The 14,527-nt window shown below is 62.7% G+C and carries 15 protein-coding genes and 1 tRNA gene; 7 read left to right on the forward strand and 9 right to left on the reverse strand.

The annotated features are described in order from the left end of the window. Nucleotides 1-164 precede the first annotated feature (164 nt). The 3 genes from LPJGGPFB_RS13685 to LPJGGPFB_RS13695 form a co-directional block, all read right to left on the reverse strand. Nucleotides 165-869 (reverse strand): SOS response-associated peptidase, encoded by a 705-nt coding sequence (locus LPJGGPFB_RS13685; protein WP_173420400.1) that lies wholly within the window; start codon nt 867-869, stop codon nt 165-167. A gap of 207 nt (nt 870-1,076) precedes the next feature. Beyond that, a tRNA-Lys gene (locus LPJGGPFB_RS13690) sits at nt 1,077-1,152 on the reverse strand. Between the two features lie 267 nt (nt 1,153-1,419). Beyond that, nucleotides 1,420-2,337, reverse strand: coding sequence for a PhzF family phenazine biosynthesis protein (locus tag LPJGGPFB_RS13695; RefSeq protein WP_173420401.1), 918 nt, complete (start codon nt 2,335-2,337; stop codon nt 1,420-1,422). Between the two features lie 375 nt (nt 2,338-2,712). On the opposite strand from LPJGGPFB_RS13695, the gene LPJGGPFB_RS33045 reads away from it, so the two are divergent. The 5 genes from LPJGGPFB_RS33045 (at nt 2,713) to LPJGGPFB_RS33715 (ending at nt 5,586) form a co-directional block, all read left to right on the forward strand. Continuing rightward, complete coding sequence (locus tag LPJGGPFB_RS33045) at nt 2,713-3,414, forward strand: DUF930 domain-containing protein (protein ID WP_234902807.1); 702 nt, start codon at nt 2,713-2,715, stop codon at nt 3,412-3,414. Between the two features lie 340 nt (nt 3,415-3,754). Further along, nucleotides 3,755-4,375: a TetR/AcrR family transcriptional regulator gene (locus LPJGGPFB_RS13705; protein ID WP_173420402.1), complete on the forward strand. Its 621-nt coding sequence runs from the start codon at nt 3,755-3,757 to the stop codon at nt 4,373-4,375. 12 nt (nt 4,376-4,387) lie between these two features. Further along, the gene (locus LPJGGPFB_RS13710) at nt 4,388-4,924 is read left to right on the forward strand and encodes a GFA family protein (RefSeq protein ID WP_173420403.1); all 537 of its coding nucleotides are present in this window, start codon (nt 4,388-4,390) and stop codon (nt 4,922-4,924) included. 132 nt (nt 4,925-5,056) lie between these two features. Beyond that, nucleotides 5,057-5,359 (forward strand): hypothetical protein, encoded by a 303-nt coding sequence (locus LPJGGPFB_RS33050; protein WP_234902808.1) that lies wholly within the window; start codon nt 5,057-5,059, stop codon nt 5,357-5,359. Then, nucleotides 5,359-5,586, forward strand: a complete 228-nt coding sequence (locus LPJGGPFB_RS33715) for a GNAT family N-acetyltransferase (protein WP_427858240.1) — start codon at nt 5,359-5,361, stop codon at nt 5,584-5,586. The genes LPJGGPFB_RS33050 and LPJGGPFB_RS33715 overlap by 1 nt, the downstream gene beginning before the upstream one ends. A 247-nt stretch (nt 5,587-5,833) precedes the next feature. Here LPJGGPFB_RS33715 and LPJGGPFB_RS13720 read toward each other — a convergent pair whose 3' ends face one another. The 3 genes from LPJGGPFB_RS13720 to LPJGGPFB_RS13730 are packed head-to-tail and all read right to left on the reverse strand — an operon-like array spanning nt 5,834 to nt 8,045. Then, nucleotides 5,834-6,568, reverse strand: a complete 735-nt coding sequence (locus LPJGGPFB_RS13720; protein WP_173420404.1) for an NUDIX hydrolase — start codon at nt 6,566-6,568, stop codon at nt 5,834-5,836. Nucleotides 6,569-6,570: 2 nt separating this feature from the next. Continuing rightward, nucleotides 6,571-7,677 (reverse strand): endonuclease/exonuclease/phosphatase family protein, encoded by a 1,107-nt coding sequence (locus LPJGGPFB_RS13725; RefSeq protein ID WP_173420405.1) that lies wholly within the window; start codon nt 7,675-7,677, stop codon nt 6,571-6,573. 32 nt (nt 7,678-7,709) lie between these two features. Then, the gene (locus tag LPJGGPFB_RS13730) at nt 7,710-8,045 is read right to left on the reverse strand and encodes a hypothetical protein (protein ID WP_173420406.1); all 336 of its coding nucleotides are present in this window, start codon (nt 8,043-8,045) and stop codon (nt 7,710-7,712) included. 33 nt (nt 8,046-8,078) lie between these two features. Between LPJGGPFB_RS13730 and LPJGGPFB_RS13735 the strand changes: the two genes are divergently transcribed. After that, on the forward strand, nt 8,079-8,945 hold the full coding sequence (locus LPJGGPFB_RS13735; RefSeq protein WP_234902809.1) for an amino acid ABC transporter substrate-binding protein: 867 nt from the start codon (nt 8,079-8,081) through the stop codon (nt 8,943-8,945). 189 nt (nt 8,946-9,134) lie between these two features. Here the strand turns inward: LPJGGPFB_RS13735 and LPJGGPFB_RS13740 are convergent, their stop codons facing one another. Next, entirely contained in the window at nt 9,135-10,841 is a 1,707-nt protein-coding gene (locus LPJGGPFB_RS13740; protein WP_173420408.1) for an adenylate/guanylate cyclase domain-containing protein, read from the reverse strand. A gap of 530 nt (nt 10,842-11,371) precedes the next feature. Here LPJGGPFB_RS13740 and LPJGGPFB_RS13745 point away from each other — a divergent pair. Next, entirely contained in the window at nt 11,372-12,769 is a 1,398-nt protein-coding gene (locus tag LPJGGPFB_RS13745; RefSeq protein WP_173420409.1) for an MATE family efflux transporter, read from the forward strand. A 98-nt stretch (nt 12,770-12,867) separates the two neighbouring features. Here the strand turns inward: LPJGGPFB_RS13745 and greA are convergent, their stop codons facing one another. Continuing rightward, nucleotides 12,868-13,350, reverse strand: coding sequence for a transcription elongation factor GreA (gene greA / locus LPJGGPFB_RS13750; protein ID WP_173420410.1), 483 nt, complete (start codon nt 13,348-13,350; stop codon nt 12,868-12,870). 307 nt (nt 13,351-13,657) lie between these two features. Then, entirely contained in the window at nt 13,658-14,479 is an 822-nt protein-coding gene (locus LPJGGPFB_RS13755) for a nucleotidyltransferase domain-containing protein (protein WP_210264391.1), read from the reverse strand. Nucleotides 14,480-14,527: the final 48 nt, after the last annotated feature.

The following is a 14,527-nucleotide window of genomic DNA, read 5'->3' on the forward strand; positions in this document are numbered from 1 at the left end:
CCCAACCCGAGGAGCAGCATCTCCACACCGCGCAAGGCGGGGCTCATCACGAGCACAAATAGACAATCGCTTCCCACCAAGGATGGCCGCTGCAACGATCCCGCAAATCTGCTCGATCATCGGCCGCGGCCATGGGTGCGCGGATCCACTCGCAACGAGATGGCTCACTCTACCGGGTCAAGAATGTCCACTTCGTTGTTCTTCGGCGATCCGACTTTTGTGCCGATCTTCCACATCATCATCAACTCGGCCGGAAACGGCATCATGAGATCGTGCGCTTCGGTCTCCGGAGACAGCCAGCGGTCGTAGTCCTGCCGGCGCAGGATAACGGGCATCCGATCATGGATCGTCGCCATCATTGCATTCGGTTCGCAGGTAACGACACAGAAGGTGCGGGTATCTTCATCCGTGGCTGGATCCCGCCAGGTCTCCCATAGGCCGGCGAGCACGAACGGTTCGCCTGATTTCATCGCGATGGCATAGGGCTGCTTGTTCTTGCCGGTCCCATGAATGTCCTTCCACTCGAAGAAACCATCGATCGGGACCAGGCAGCGGCGTGACTTGTAGGCGCCGCGAAACATGCCATTCGTTGCGATCGTCTCCGCTTTGGCATTGATCGGTGCGGGCTGTCCTGGCTTGCGTTCCTTGACCCAACTCGGAATGAGCCCCCAGCGCGCGGAGATGAAAACCGGTCCCATCACCCCGTCATCGCGGATCACGTCTCGAATAATGATCGGATAGTACTGCGACGGCGCACCATTGAACCTTGGCAACTGATTTGCCAGGCCTTCGACTCCCTCTCGCTTCGCAAACGAAAAAGCCCGCAACAATCCTTCGAGGTTGGTCTTCAGATAGACACGTCCGCACATGTGCGATCCTCCCCGACAGAAGGTATCGCGACCGCGAAAGTCGTCAACCGGTCACGGTGACAACCGCAATTCGTTTCGCGATCCAACGGTCATGGAAAGGCATGGAAATGCCATCCGGCTTGTCCGACAAAACAATGTCGGAAGCGTCGGAAGGAACCTCGTAAGAATTTTGGAGATTTTATTTTAGTCAGCGTTTTCAAGAAGTTTTGGTGGGTGATCACGGGCTCGAACCGTGGACCCGCTGATTAAGAGTCAGCTGCTCTACCAACTGAGCTAATCACCCATCCGGACCGCCTCGGCGTTTGCCGCTGCGGTCTGGAGGGGCGTATAAAGGCGTTCCCTCACCTTGTCTAGCGTCGATTGCAAAATTTCTGAGAAAAAATTCCAGCGGCCCGGAAAGCCGGCTTTTCCACAGGCGTCTGCCGCACCCCTGGCGCGTTGCGCCCGGGACGCTGGCGGCCAACTCACTGAATCGACACGCCCTCCTTGCCAATATTTGACCGCCACGCCACAGCCAGGCTGATATCTGCCTGCGGCCGCATGCGCCGCGTCAGAGCAAAAGTTCGCCGGCGGCGATCTTCACCGCATGGCCGCCGATGCGCGCCGAGTTGATCCGGCCGCCCGCCACATCGAGATGCAGGTGGATGTAGGACGGCCGACCCATTTCCACCCCCTGCTCGATCAGGAAGGGATGGTGACCATCGACCAGCTGGTCAAAATGGTGGATGGCGCCGGAAAGGGCTGCGGCAGCAGACCCCGTTGCCGGGTCCTCGAAAATGCCCATGTCAGACTTGAACATGCGGGTGTGGAACCGCGCCGTGTGATTGATGCCGCCGCGACAGTAGAGATAGGCCGATGCCAGCCGACCTTCGGCAAGCGGTGCCAGCTGCTCCCAACGCTGCGGGTCGAACTCGACGTTGGCGACGGCGGAGACATCGTGCAGCGGCACCATGACGAACGGCGAGCCGGCGCTCCAGAAAGACGGCGCATGATTCTCGAAGCCGATCTGCGAAGTCTTCAGGCTCAGCGCATCGGCCAGCGCTTGTTTGTCGAAGCGGGCGTCGAGCCGCGCCGATTTGCGCGGCAGGTCGAATTCGGCAAAGCTCGCCTCGCCGGGCTTGATGCGCACGGCGCAACGCACCGGCCCCACCTTTTCCTCCAGCACCTGCACCAGATCGGCATTCTCCTGAGATGTGCCATGCGCTGCCTCGGCGATCGCCACGGCCGCGCCGACCGTCGGGTGCCCGGCGAAGGGAAGCTCATGCCCGGGCGTGAAGATGCGCAGCCGCGCCGTGTGCGCAGCGCCCCCGGGCCTCCGGATGAACACCGTCTCCGAAAGGTTGAATTCCTGCGCGATCGTCTGCATCGCCTGATCGTCGAGCGCATCCGCCCCGAAGACGACGGCCAGCGGATTGCCCTCCAGCCGGTTCTGCGTGAAGACATCGTAGATCGCGTAGCTGAGCGGCATTTATTTCCCCTTGCGCATATACTCCGGCCACGAACTTGCAATGCCATCGGCCGGGCGGCAAGCGCAAAAACGCCATCCCGCGCGGCGCCGTTCGCTATCGGGATACCGCTGCCGCACCCGGCCGAAAGCGTTGCCGCCATTGGCTTCTCGCGACGCCTGAGCGGTACAATCGACCGGTCCCTCCGCCTGCCGGTGACGGGAATGTGATCGCTGCTGTTCGCAAGGCTCGACCGCGACGCGGATTTGGTGTTGATCTATCGCCTGCCGCCCGAACAATGCCTTGGGCTCGGGCCACGACATCCATTCAGCCGGGAGCAAGAAGCACGCCGCATGAGACCGACCCTGGACACCGTGGCTTAGGCAATGCGGCAAGCGATGCAGCGGACGGATGACCGGACGATCTGGGGCGCGTTGGCGCTCGCACTGATGCTGCACGCCCTCGCCTTCACGGCGCTCTCGCGCCTTCCCCCCAAGTCGATGCCGCCACCTCACGCAGAAGGCAGCATCGACGTCGAAATCCTGGCCGAAATGCCGCAGAAGGAGACGCTGATACCGTCGCGCCCCGCCGAGGCGAGCCAGCCCATGAGAGAAACGCAGCACGCGGAACCGAAAGCGCACCCCGATAGCAACGCTCAGCGCCGCGCCGCAGCCACACCCACGCGGCAGCCGCAGCCGCTGGGCATGGTGCACGCCGACACGCTCTATTCCGCCGGCATCCTGGCTTCGCCGCGCAGCCGACAGGCGCGCAAGGGTCTGGCGCAGCTGGCACCTGAAGAGCGGGTAGTGCAGCTCTGCAATCTGGAAGCGATGGAGCAGGTTCACCGTTGGAAAGCGGACTTCGATCCGGACTTCCTCGTCGCCTATGCCTTTTCAGGCGTGCGATTGTCAGGTGGGGTGTTGAAGGCCAATGGCGGGGCGTTTCGCAGCGAGCGGCAATGGTGGCGCATCGCCTATTCCTGCGAGGTCGCTGCGGACGGCAATTCCGTCGTCGGCTTCGCGTTCAAGGTCGGCGACGCGATCCCCCGTGACCAATGGCAGGACCTTGGCCTTCCCGTCGCCGACGCTGCCGGGGACTGAGGGCCCGGGAAACCTGAGCCGTCAGGCCGCATGATCGGCCCGGTGCAAAACCGCCCTTCGGCGCCCGCCAAGCCGCCGTCGCTTGTTGCCGCGGCAGAACTCGAAAACATGCTGCGTTGCATTAAAGACGCCATGTAATTCTCTGAATCGATTCAAGCATTTATCCCTCGCCCCTTGAACCCTGCGGACCGTCCCAGGCTGCACAGCCCTGACTGACCGCGCCGCTTCGATGGCGCGAACACCAATCTCGCGGTTGCATCGACACCGCTGCCTTCGCCCGACTGATCGCTCATAAGAATCAAACATTTGACACATACCAACCGTATGGTATGTTTTCCACATGCCCAGACCGACCAAACAATCACCCGAACGCGGCAACGCCCGGCACCGGCTTCTCGAGGCGGCGCGCGACATCATCCGCGCCAAGGGCTTTGCCGCCACCAGCGTCGATGATCTCTGCCGCGCGGCCGACGTCACCAAGGGCGCGTTCTTCCATCATTTCGCCAGCAAGGACGCGCTCGGCGTCGCCGTCGCCGATTTCTGGGCGGAAACGACGACCGACTTCTTCGCCGCCGCGCCGTATCACGCGCCGCCCGACCCATTGGCGCGTGTTCTCGCCTATGTCGCGTTCCGCAAGGCGATCATCCTCGGCGAGATTGCCGAATTCACCTGCCTGGTCGGCACCCTGGCGCAGGAGGTCTATGCCACCGCGCCCGACATTCGCGATGCCTGCGGCCGCAGCATCTTTGGCCACACCGATACGCTGGTCGTCGATATCGAGGCCGCGCGCATCGATCGCGGCATTGCCGATGACTGGACGGCCGAAAGCCTCGCCCGGCACACGCAGGCCGTCATCCAGGGCGGCTTCGTGCTCGCCAAGGCCGGCAACGATCCCGCGCTTGCCCGCGAAAGCCTCGACCATCTCGACCGGTACATCCGACACCTGTTTCACGTCACCTGAGGAGGATGCGACATGAGCGACACCACCCATATCGGATGCGCCTGCGGACAGACGCGGCTCAAGGTGCAGGGCACGCCGATCCTCGTGTCGGAATGCCTGTGCGACAGCTGCCGGGCGGCGGCTGCCCGCCTGTCGGGTCTGCCCGGCGCCCGCAGCATCCTGACCTCCTACGAGGCCACCCCTTCCGCCGAATATCGCAAGGACCGGATCACGATTGTCTCCGGTGAGGAAACCTTAAGCGAATTCCGGCTCTCCCCCGACGCCGGCTCACGCCGCGTCATCGCCACCTGCTGCAACACGCCGGTCTTTCTGGAGATGAAGGGCGCCCATTGGCTGAGCCTCTACCTGCACCTCTGGCCCCAGGAAACGCGCCCGAAGGCAGCGCTGCGCACCATGGTCGGCGACCTGCCCGATGCTTCGAGGCTGCCGAAGGACATTCCCAACCTGAAGACCCATACCGTGTCGTTCTATGCCAAGCTGCTCTGCGCCTGGATCGCCATGGGCTTCCGCAATCCGAAGATCGCGATCGCACGCAAGATCGAGGCCTGACGGCTGGGCCGAAGCATCGGCGCCTTGCTGTGGCCATCCAGGTGAAAAAGCAGCACGTGAGCGACGAGACCCTGCCGGGCGAAATCAATACTGCAGATTGTGCCGTTGCCTTTGGCATGTATGGTGCCGGCCATGGACAAGACCACGACATTCCCGCTTTCGCTCCCAGGCTATGAAATCGAAGGGCTGATCGAGGCGGACGCGCCGCGGCTGATGCCGCTTTATCAGAGCTGCCGGGATTATGTGGTGCTGGAGCGCGGCCACCCGCCCGACGCCGCCATTGCGCTCGAAGAATTTCAGAGCTTTCCGCCCGGACGAACCGCTGCCGACAAATTCGTCTTCGGATTGATGTCGTCAACCGGAGAGCTCGTCGGCATGCTCGCCTGCGACCGCGATTATCCGCAGGAGAAATCTGGTGGATCGCGCTTCTGCTGATCGACCCGGCCCTTCGCGGGCAAGGCGCGGCGAAAGCCCTGTGTGGCGATTTCTTCGGGTGGCTGAAGACGCAAGGGGCCGACCGCGTCGAACTCGCCGTCTTCGCCGAGAACGTGACCGGACTTCGTTTCTGGCAAGGTCAGGGTTTTACCCTGGCCCGAACGGCAGGGCCGGTCGCAATCGGCGTGAAGCAGCATAGCCTGCAGGTTTTGGCCCGGCCGTTATGAACGGCTGAACGCTGCAAAGTTAGCCTTGAAGGCTGATCGTCCGCTCAAAAACCGGCGCCATTGAGGGCAACAGCGCCTGCGGTTTGCGATCGTTGGCCGCCATCCGCGCGTCGCATGCGCATGCCCCGTGACTGTTACGCCCTGCCGAACGCGCCGCAAAGCTCACGGCGACGTTTCCAGAGCGCTGCAGGTGCCGCAGCAACACGCTGCGGCCACGCTCCCTGTCATCACGCGCTGCCGCGCGGGATCACCGCTTGCCGTCGAACAGCCAGGTAAGGATCGGCAAAATGAACGGCGGATAATTGTGTGCACCCGGGTCCGGCCCCCAGATGGCAATCGCCTCGTCGATCTCCGGTTCGGGATCATCGGCGATATGGGCTGCCACCTTTTCGACCAGCGCTTCGGCCGTTTCTGCCACGCGGTAGAGCCGGAACACCGTCACCGCCCGCCCCATATGGAGCACGTGGTAGCCAGGCTCGGCAGTTGCCGCGTCGAGGTCGATGCCGGTTTCTTCCAGCGCCTCGCGGCGGATATTGCCTGATATGTCGCAGCGCCCGTCGATGATATCATCAGGCTCCAGCGAGCCCGAGGGGCTGTAGACCCGGGCCGGATTGGCCGTGTGCGAGCCCATGCGCACCAGGATCAGCGCGCCATCGGATGACACGATCACCGGCATGGCGAACAGGTGGAAGGCGGCCTCCGTGCGCGTCTTTCGCCACCACAGGAAGGTCGAATAGGGCACCACGTGCCCCTCGCCCACCACGCGGCCGTGCTCGATGCGAAGCGCCCGCTGCAGCACCATTCGCCCGTCGAAGAGGTGCGGGTTGGCGGCGATTTCCGCCCGCCAGTTTTCCTGGGCGGCCCCCACCTGATCCAGATGGAAAGGATGCGGACTGTCCTTGACGTGGATATCGACGCCCGAGATCGGCAGGATCTCGCCTTCGTCAGGCCATTCAGCCGTGTTGCTTTCGAGGATTGCCATCGTCACACGTCCAGCGTCATCGCCACGGGGCAATGGTCCGATGCCTTCGGCCGGTCCCAGCCCGTGCGCGGATAGCGTTCCACCTCCTGTCCCGGCGGAAAGATCGTGCGGAAGGGCTGGCCGCCGCGGATGATTTCCGGCACTTGGGATGCATTGCGCCGGGCAAGGGCTGGCGACAGCCAGATATAGTCGAGCTGGCAGAGGTGCCGCTCCTGCGGCCCGCGGCTGTGAAACAGCGTCCAGCGGTCGAGCACTGGCCGGCGCAGCATCGGGTTCTCGACGAAACCGTCCGCCGTCAGCGCGTCGAGCGCGCTTTGCTCTTCCTCGCGCGGCACGAACTCGTAGCCGTTGCGGCGGTCGCCGAGAATGTCGACCTTCTCCTGGTAATCGTTCATGTCGCCGCAGATCGCGAACATCTTGTCGGCCGTGTGCCCGCGGCCGAAGCGGCTTTCGATGATGTGGCGCACGGCTTTCGCTTCCGCCACGCGCACCGGCATCGTCGCCTGGCGCCCGTCCATCCCGTCGCGCGCCGGGCCCATGGATTTGAAATGCACGACGTAAAGCGTCAGTGGCCGCCCGCCAATGCGCAGATCCAGTTCCAGGCAGTCGCGCTTGAAGATCCGGTCGGTCGGCCGGTTGGAGGAAGCGAGCGCATCGTTGAAGATATCGAGATCCGCATAGGTCAGCCCCGCGTGGCTTTTCACCTCGAGGCACTCGATCGGCTGGCCGTCGCGCGTCTCCTCGCGCATCAGCACCGCCACGTCGATCCCACGCGAATCATTGCCCTCGATCAGGTATTTCTGGCGATAGCCGTTGCCGACCATGCGGAAGAGATAATTGTATTCAAACGCCTGCAGCGACGCCATGTTGTCGGCCTCCTGCAGGCAGAGGATATCCGCATCGCAATCGGCAATCGCGAGCGCCGACATCTGCCGCGTATCGTCCGTATGCGCGATCGTGCGCGCCTCTTCCAGCCGCTGATACTCTGCCTCGCTCTTGACCTCGAAGAGCCTCAGCACCCGATCCTGCTTGAGCTGATTGCGAAAGCCGGAAAAATCGAAGCGGCTCATGAGATTTTCAATATTGAAGGTGGCAAGTCTAAGGGACATCAAGCAATTCCATGACTGAAGTGCCGCGGAGATTAGGCATTGAAGCGCAAATGTCGAGAATGATTTGGCCGGAGCGGCGTGAGGAGGATCGCCTTGCCGGAGGCTGGCGTTGACGCCTCGGCGAAACGCTCATCGTCTGCGATGTCGAATGCATGCGGTCGCGCCTCCTCAAATCGATTGCTGCAGAGCGTCGTTGAGACGAAGCTCAGGAGCACACTGTCGGCAAAAGCGGACGGGGGCCGGTCGACCTTGCCATGGTGGCGATGCCGGCGAATGACGCCATGTGTCTTCTGTTGACATATGAGGGACAGCCCATAAGCTGCGCGCACGCCTTTGAGATCGACACCGTTACCGGAGACAGGGATCATGCAGGTGCCCCTCAGACACGCATGGCCAAGCGCATGAGACGGTTTCTGCTCGTGAGCCTCGCCCTTTGCTTTTCGGCCTTGGCGACCGCCGCCGCAACGCTCGACACCATTACGAAGCGCGGAACCGTGCGGATCGGTTACATCGCCGATCAGGCGCCATTTTCCTCCGTCCAGCCAGGGGCCGAACCGGTGGGATATGCCATCGACCTGTGCCGCAAGATTGCTGACGAGATCGAACATCAATCTCCGCAACTGAAACGCGAATTTGTCGAGATGACGCTCGCCGGCGGCTTCGATGCAGTTGAGAATGAAGATGTCGACTTGCTGTGCGGTTCCATCACGGTGAACTTGAAGAGGCGGGAAATCGTCGATTTCTCACAACCGATCTTCCTCACCGGGGCGAGCGCGCTGCTGCGCAAGGATTCGCCCAGCTACCTGCAGGCACTGTTTCGCACCGAACCGGCCATTCACGCCGTCAGCGAGCGCGCTGCCACAAACGTCATCGGTATGCGCGCCAACACGACGACGGCAGGGACGCTTCGCGAGCAACTCGCAACCCAGGAATCGACGACAAAGCTTGCCGATTTCAACACGCATGAGGACGGGCTCAAGGCGCTGGAGGACCGCCGGATTGATGCCTATATCGCCGATCAGGTGCTGCTCATCAACCTTGCCAAGCGGGCGCGCGATCCATCCTCGCTATCGGTCGGCGATCGCCTGATCACGCATGAACCCTATGCGATCGCCTTGCGCCGCAACGACGCCGACTTCCGTCTGCTGGCAGACCGTGCGCTGACGGATTTCTACCTTTCGGACGAGTTTCTGCCGCTGCTGGAGAGCTATTTCGGAGCCGAAGCGCCGATGCTGCACACGCAGATCATCATGCAACACGTGCCATAGGTCGCGTGCGGCGGGCGGATATCACGCCATATTGAAAACGTGCAGTCCGGCGCATGCGAGGCTCGGGCCGGTCGACGCGTTGTGTGGGGCGTATGAAGACGCTCGGCACTGCGATCGAGACTGCCGTTCTCGCGCAGCGCATAGTCGTTGAGCAAGTCCTCGAACGCGTCGGGATTGTCCCACCCGCTGTCACATCTCCGGCAGGCCGGCCTTTCGGAATCCGTCGACAAAATGGTCTCGTACAGATGCATCGCGCAGCGGCTGGGAGCGGAGCCAATGGCCGATCGTGAAATGAGGGTGGGCGATCAGGAACAATTCTGCTTCTCGCCGCGCCTCCTCGCGGTGGCCCAGCTGCGCAAGCGTAGCCGCCAGGAACTTGCGTGAGTTGGTGCGATAGGTGTCTTTCCTGCGCAGTGTAGCGGTTGCCGCCTCGTAGTCGCGCGCGGCGTATTGCGCCTGCCCAAGATGACAAAGATACCAGCAGGCCGGATAGGGATTGAGGCGTAGCGCTTTTTCGATCTGCGCCAGTCCGTCGGCCACCCTGCCGTCGAGCACGGACATGTCGGACATGGCGGCCCAGGTGTCGGCGTGGTTCGGGTCGAGCTCCAGCGCCTTGGCGAAGGCGGCCTCCGATTCCTCCCATCGCCGCTCATAAGCCAGAATGGTCCCAAGGATGTAACGGCAGCCGGCATCGTTGGGATCAAGGTCGATCGCCTTCTGCGCGAGCGTCACCGCCATCCGGCGGTTGGGATCTTCCGGCTCGCCGAAATGCGTCCAGGCAAGCCAGCGGTTGTAGGCGAGCAGACCGACCGCCTCTGCATAGGATGGCTCGAGCTCGACCGCCCGCTGGAGCAGCATATGGGCCTCACGCTCGGTTTGCGGCGACTCTTCCGTCAGCAAGCGGGCGCGCACGCACAGCTCGTATGCCTCAAAGTTCTTCGGCCGCTTGCGCTGCGTCGGGATGGTCAGCCGGCCGACAAGGGCCTCGACAATCTTGGCGTTCACTTCATCCTGTAATTCGAAAACATCTTCCACCGTCCTGTCGAACCGGTCGGCCCACAAGTGCTGGCCGCCGAGCGCATCGATCAATTGAGCATTGATGCGCACACGGCCCATGGCGCGTCGGGCGCTCCCCTCAAGCACGTAGCGGACGCCGAGTTCCTGGGCGACCAGCCTGATGTCGACCGGCTTGCCCTTGTAGCCCTGCACGGAATTGCGCGCGATGACGAACAGGCCGGCAGTGCGGGAGAGGTCGGTGATCAGGTCTTCGGTCAAGCCATCGACGAAAGGCGCGTCCGCTTCATCCCCGCTCATGTTCGTGAACGGCAATACGGCGATCGAGGGACATTCGGGCAGCGGCAATTTGCTCTGCAGCGCATCCGGCCAATGCCACACGTGGACCGGGCGCGTGAGGTTCTTCAGGTAGCGTTCGCCCGCATCGAAGAACCGCTCGCCGATCTTGCCGACGATCTCGCCGTGAACCTTGGCTGAAATGCAGATACCGCCCGGTTCGGCCTGCGTCTCCAGACGCGCCGCGACATTGACGCCGTCGCCGAGCACGTCCGAGCCGTCGTCGATGACATCGCCCAGATTGACGCCGACACGCAAAAGCAGGCGCCGGTCTGCGGAAGGCCCGACAGCAACAGTCGCCCGTTGCATTTCCAACGCCGCTGCGACCGCGTCGACAGCGCTGGCGAATTCGATCAGGAATCCGTCGCCCATGGCCTTGAAGATGCGACCCTTGTGGCGCATCACGGCCGGCTCGATAACGCCGGAACGCAGTTCCCTGAGGCTCGCCAGCGTTTCGACTTCATCAGCCTCCATCAGGCGTGAATATCCCACCACATCGGCAACGACGATGGCGGCAAGGCGACGCTGAAGAGATTGATCCGTCATGTGAGGACAAGCCTAACGACCGAATTGGCAGGGTATTGTTCGACCGCAGGTGAGTCAACAAGTGGCAGGAGGTCACGCCGGGGCGACGCCCCACCCGCACGATCCCCACCGCCACCACATCGCCGACGCCCTTGCCCGGACGCACGCGTGCCGCCAGCGAGACAGAGGAGATCGATCTGGTCTTCGCGCCGGCCCCGATCTTCGCCTCGAACCACCCTGGCACCCGATCACGCTTCAGCCGGACAAGCGCTTCGCCGTGCAAGGAGCGGTGATTGCCGGAGCTTCACGGAACCTTGACTGGCGTCTTTCAAATAGGCCCAGGCGCAATTCATGCCGCTTGACAGTAGAACGAGCCGACAATAGAGACGCATCCAGGTCCACAGGGTGACCTGCCGCTCGCATGGCGTTATCGCCATTGGTTAACCCCTGCCTTGGACAAGCTGATCGCCATTTCCCCCTAGGGGCAGTTGGAGCGATGGCAATGCGAGCCCCATCAAAATCATCCGACTTGCCCATGACGGGAGTTTTTGATGAGCGACCAATCGTCGTTGCCGGCTGAGCCGGAAAATTCACTCTTGAGTGGATCGATCCGATCCGCCTTCATTCGAACCAGCCTGCCAATCATCGTCGTAACGACGATAAGCGGCCTGCTGACCGTGGCCGATGCCATGCTTCTCGGCGCATTCGTAGGGGCTGATGCCCTGAGTGCGGTGACGTCAGTGTTTCCAATCTCAATGTTATTGGTGGCTGTCTCGACGATGGTCGGCATCGGCATGGCCAGCATTTTGGGACGTCGACTAGGTGCCAAAGACGTGGATGGGGCAATCGGCACCCTCGCTTCGGCACAGGGCCTTGCCCTTGCTGTCGCTGCCCTGGCAATGCTGACTTTTTTTGGACTGGGTGCCCATGTTGTCAGTTTGGCGGCGGGCGGCAACGTCCACCTTGGTGAGATGGGATGGACTTTCCTTGCTATTTCATTTGCGACCGCACCGGCAGGATTTCTGCTTTCTGTGCACGTCGACGCGCTGCGCATGGAGGGGCGGGTTGGCTTCATGGCTATGGCAGGCGTGTTGGTGACGCTCGCCAATATCGGTTTCAACGCATTGCTGATCGGGGTGTTTGATTTTGGAGTGGCTGGGTCGGCCTGGGGTACGGCCCTGGCGCAGGTATTGGGGCTGGGTGTCGTTGTTATCTATCGCATGAGCGGCAGAGCAGGCCTGCCGATGGTCGGCTTGAGATACGACGGTGAATGGCGAGAAATGCTGGCCCTTGGGGCACCGCGCAGCCTCAATTTCATCGGTATTTCGCTCGGCTCGGCGGCGGTACTGTTCACCCTGCTATGGCTGGAGCTGCCGCAATCCGACATGACGATCGCAGCATATGGGGTGGTGATGCGCTTGATGACATTTGCCTTCCTGCCGCTGATGGGTATGAGCCTGGCCCTGCAGGCAATTGTCGGCAATGCGGCAGGTGCCAGGCAGGATGAGCGGGCAAAGCAGACGCTTTATTTTTCACTTGCCGTAAGCGGAGTTTATTGCCTGCTGGTGCAACTGCTGCTGTTTGGTGCACGCGGCTGGCTGGGCGGGCTTTTTGTGCCCGATGCCCCTGTTGGGCTGGAGGTGGCACGCATTGTTCCCCTGTACCTTGCAGCGTACGTCGCTTTTGGCCCGGTCATGATGGCCGCGAGCTATGCGCAAGCCATAGGCAGGGCACGGCAAGCCGCTGTTCTCTCGCTGGGGCGAGCATATCTGTTCGCAATTCCGCTGACCTTGGCCTTGCCCCACATTTGGGGTGAGACCGGTGTGTGGGTCGCCGCTCCGATAGCCGATATCTTGATGCTGATGCTCAGCATGCTGGTTTGGTGGCGTGCCCGCACTTACACCTCGCGAAAGGCCGGCGGCTTCGGATCAGGTTCACTCACTCCATAATTGGGTTATGCCCGCATCGCCACCGGAGCGAGCGCGACATCGGTCGACGTAATCGTTACGTATTTCCCGCTTGCCGGTGGCCCGCCGCCGGCGAGCGCTTACGCAATCGCTGTAATCTCCAGCTCCTGCCCGCCGACTGTCGCCACATCGCCGACGCCCTTGCCCATCAGCACTCTTGCCACCGGCGAGACATAGGAGATCGATCCGGTCTTCGGATCCGCCTCGTCCTCGCCGACGATGCGGTAGGTCTGCACCCGGCCGTCGTCGCGGCAGAAGGTGACCGTGCTGCCGAAGGCGACCACGTCGGTCGAGGTCGGGGCAGAGACGAGTTCGGCGGTGCGCAGCCGTTCGGCAAGATAGCGAAGGTCGCGCAAGGGGCCAGCCGCCTGGCGCCGGCGCTCGTTGACGTCGTCGATCCCGCTCGTCGCATCATAGGCCGCGCGTGCCTCACGCTGCTGCTCTTCCAGCGCCTTCAAGCCCGCTTGCGTGACAAGGTTGGGATGCGGCGAAACCGGGCGGTCAGGCAGAAGTGTTTCCGCAGCGGTTTCGGCACTTTCTTCCTTGGTAAAGGCAACACTCACGATCGAACTCCGTTTCGGCGCAGGCCGGCTTTTACATAGCATCCGGGCGAAAGCCCACCACGGGCAGAACCGAAGCGATGGATGCCCGAGCGCAAACGATGATATTGCCTCATCCGTTCGCAGCGGTCACCCCGCATTGTCCCGATGTCCGCCGATAACACCGTCACCGGCCGGCGACACGCTCTTTTGGCGGGGTCAACGCGCTCGCGGCTCCAACACCGTCACAATGCGAAAATCCTCTGACGACCGGCGGCAAATGCCAGCAGTACGCCTCCATAAAAACAACGGGATACCGCGATTTTCTGACTCAGTTTGTGACGCGAAAGACCAAGCCCGGCAAGCCACCCTGCCGCCGCGCTGCGCTCGGCGCGGCGCGCCGGTCGCCCTCGAACAACGGCCCGCCCTGCAGCGCGAGTTCATCGCGCGCCAGTGCCACCAGCGCACCGGCCTGCCCCGCGGCCGCCAGGCGGAAGGCCTCGTCGAATCGGCCGGCCAGTTCCGGATCGAGACGAAGCAGCAGCCGCGGCAGCCACTTGCCCTTGCCGGACCAACAACCGCGTCCAAGGAGCGCTAGGTCGCACAGCGGCTGGTGAAGGGCGCTAGCAATCGCCCGCACCTCCGCCTCTGGCCGCTCGTCCTTCAGGTCGTCGAGCAGGTCGGTGATCTGGTAGCGCAAGAGGTTGCGCCGCTCGGCGCCGATCTCGCCTGGCCCTCGCGCAAGCGCTGCGCTTGCCTCGGCCTGCAGGCTGCTGCCGCGTTCGATATTCCGGCCGATCACCGCGCCGCCCGCCAGCATGTCGAGAAGCACGGGGTGGCCGCCCGCAGCATCCTGATCGACGAACCAGTTCAGCGTTTCGAAATCGTGGACGAATGCCTCGACGGGAAACGCGTCCGTCGTAAAGCTTTCGCGCCAGGCGCTTTCCAGGGTCTCATGCAGCACGACGAGATCGATATCCGAAGACGGCGTGCCCTCGCCACGCAGGATCGAGCCCGCGACGATGGCAAAGGCCGCGTCCGGGAAGCGCTCGCGCACAATCGTTTCCGCCGTGCGCACCGCCGCCAGGCGCTGCTCCACCTTTCTTGCGTCTTCGGCGAGATCCGCCTGGCTGCTTTTTTCGTTGTTCGACAAACCCGTCCCATCCCCAAAACGAAAAATCCCCCCGCGGCCGTCATCTCA

The organism is Ensifer adhaerens (genome assembly GCF_013283195.1).
GTDB lineage: Bacteria > Pseudomonadota > Alphaproteobacteria > Rhizobiales > Rhizobiaceae > Ensifer > Ensifer adhaerens_G.

Bases quoted from the DNA above. Each gene is read 5' to 3' on its own strand.
- LPJGGPFB_RS13685 (WP_173420400.1), bottom strand. From the start codon at position 869: ATGTGCGGACGTGTCTATCTGAAGACCAACCTCGAAGGATTGTTGCGG.
- LPJGGPFB_RS13695 (WP_173420401.1), bottom strand. From the start codon at position 2,337: ATGCCGCTCAGCTACGCGATCTACGATGTCTTCACGCAGAACCGGCTG.
- LPJGGPFB_RS33045 (WP_234902807.1), top strand. From the start codon at position 2,713: ATGCAGCGGACGGATGACCGGACGATCTGGGGCGCGTTGGCGCTCGCA.
- LPJGGPFB_RS13705 (WP_173420402.1), top strand. From the start codon at position 3,755: ATGCCCAGACCGACCAAACAATCACCCGAACGCGGCAACGCCCGGCAC.
- LPJGGPFB_RS13710 (WP_173420403.1), top strand. From the start codon at position 4,388: ATGAGCGACACCACCCATATCGGATGCGCCTGCGGACAGACGCGGCTC.
- LPJGGPFB_RS33050 (WP_234902808.1), top strand. From the start codon at position 5,057: ATGGACAAGACCACGACATTCCCGCTTTCGCTCCCAGGCTATGAAATC.
- LPJGGPFB_RS13720 (WP_173420404.1), bottom strand. From the start codon at position 6,568: ATGGCAATCCTCGAAAGCAACACGGCTGAATGGCCTGACGAAGGCGAG.
- LPJGGPFB_RS13725 (WP_173420405.1), bottom strand. From the start codon at position 7,677: ATGTCCCTTAGACTTGCCACCTTCAATATTGAAAATCTCATGAGCCGC.
- LPJGGPFB_RS13730 (WP_173420406.1), bottom strand. From the start codon at position 8,045: ATGATCCCTGTCTCCGGTAACGGTGTCGATCTCAAAGGCGTGCGCGCA.
- LPJGGPFB_RS13735 (WP_234902809.1), top strand. From the start codon at position 8,079: ATGAGACGGTTTCTGCTCGTGAGCCTCGCCCTTTGCTTTTCGGCCTTG.
- LPJGGPFB_RS13740 (WP_173420408.1), bottom strand. From the start codon at position 10,841: ATGACGGATCAATCTCTTCAGCGTCGCCTTGCCGCCATCGTCGTTGCC.
- LPJGGPFB_RS13745 (WP_173420409.1), top strand. From the start codon at position 11,372: ATGAGCGACCAATCGTCGTTGCCGGCTGAGCCGGAAAATTCACTCTTG.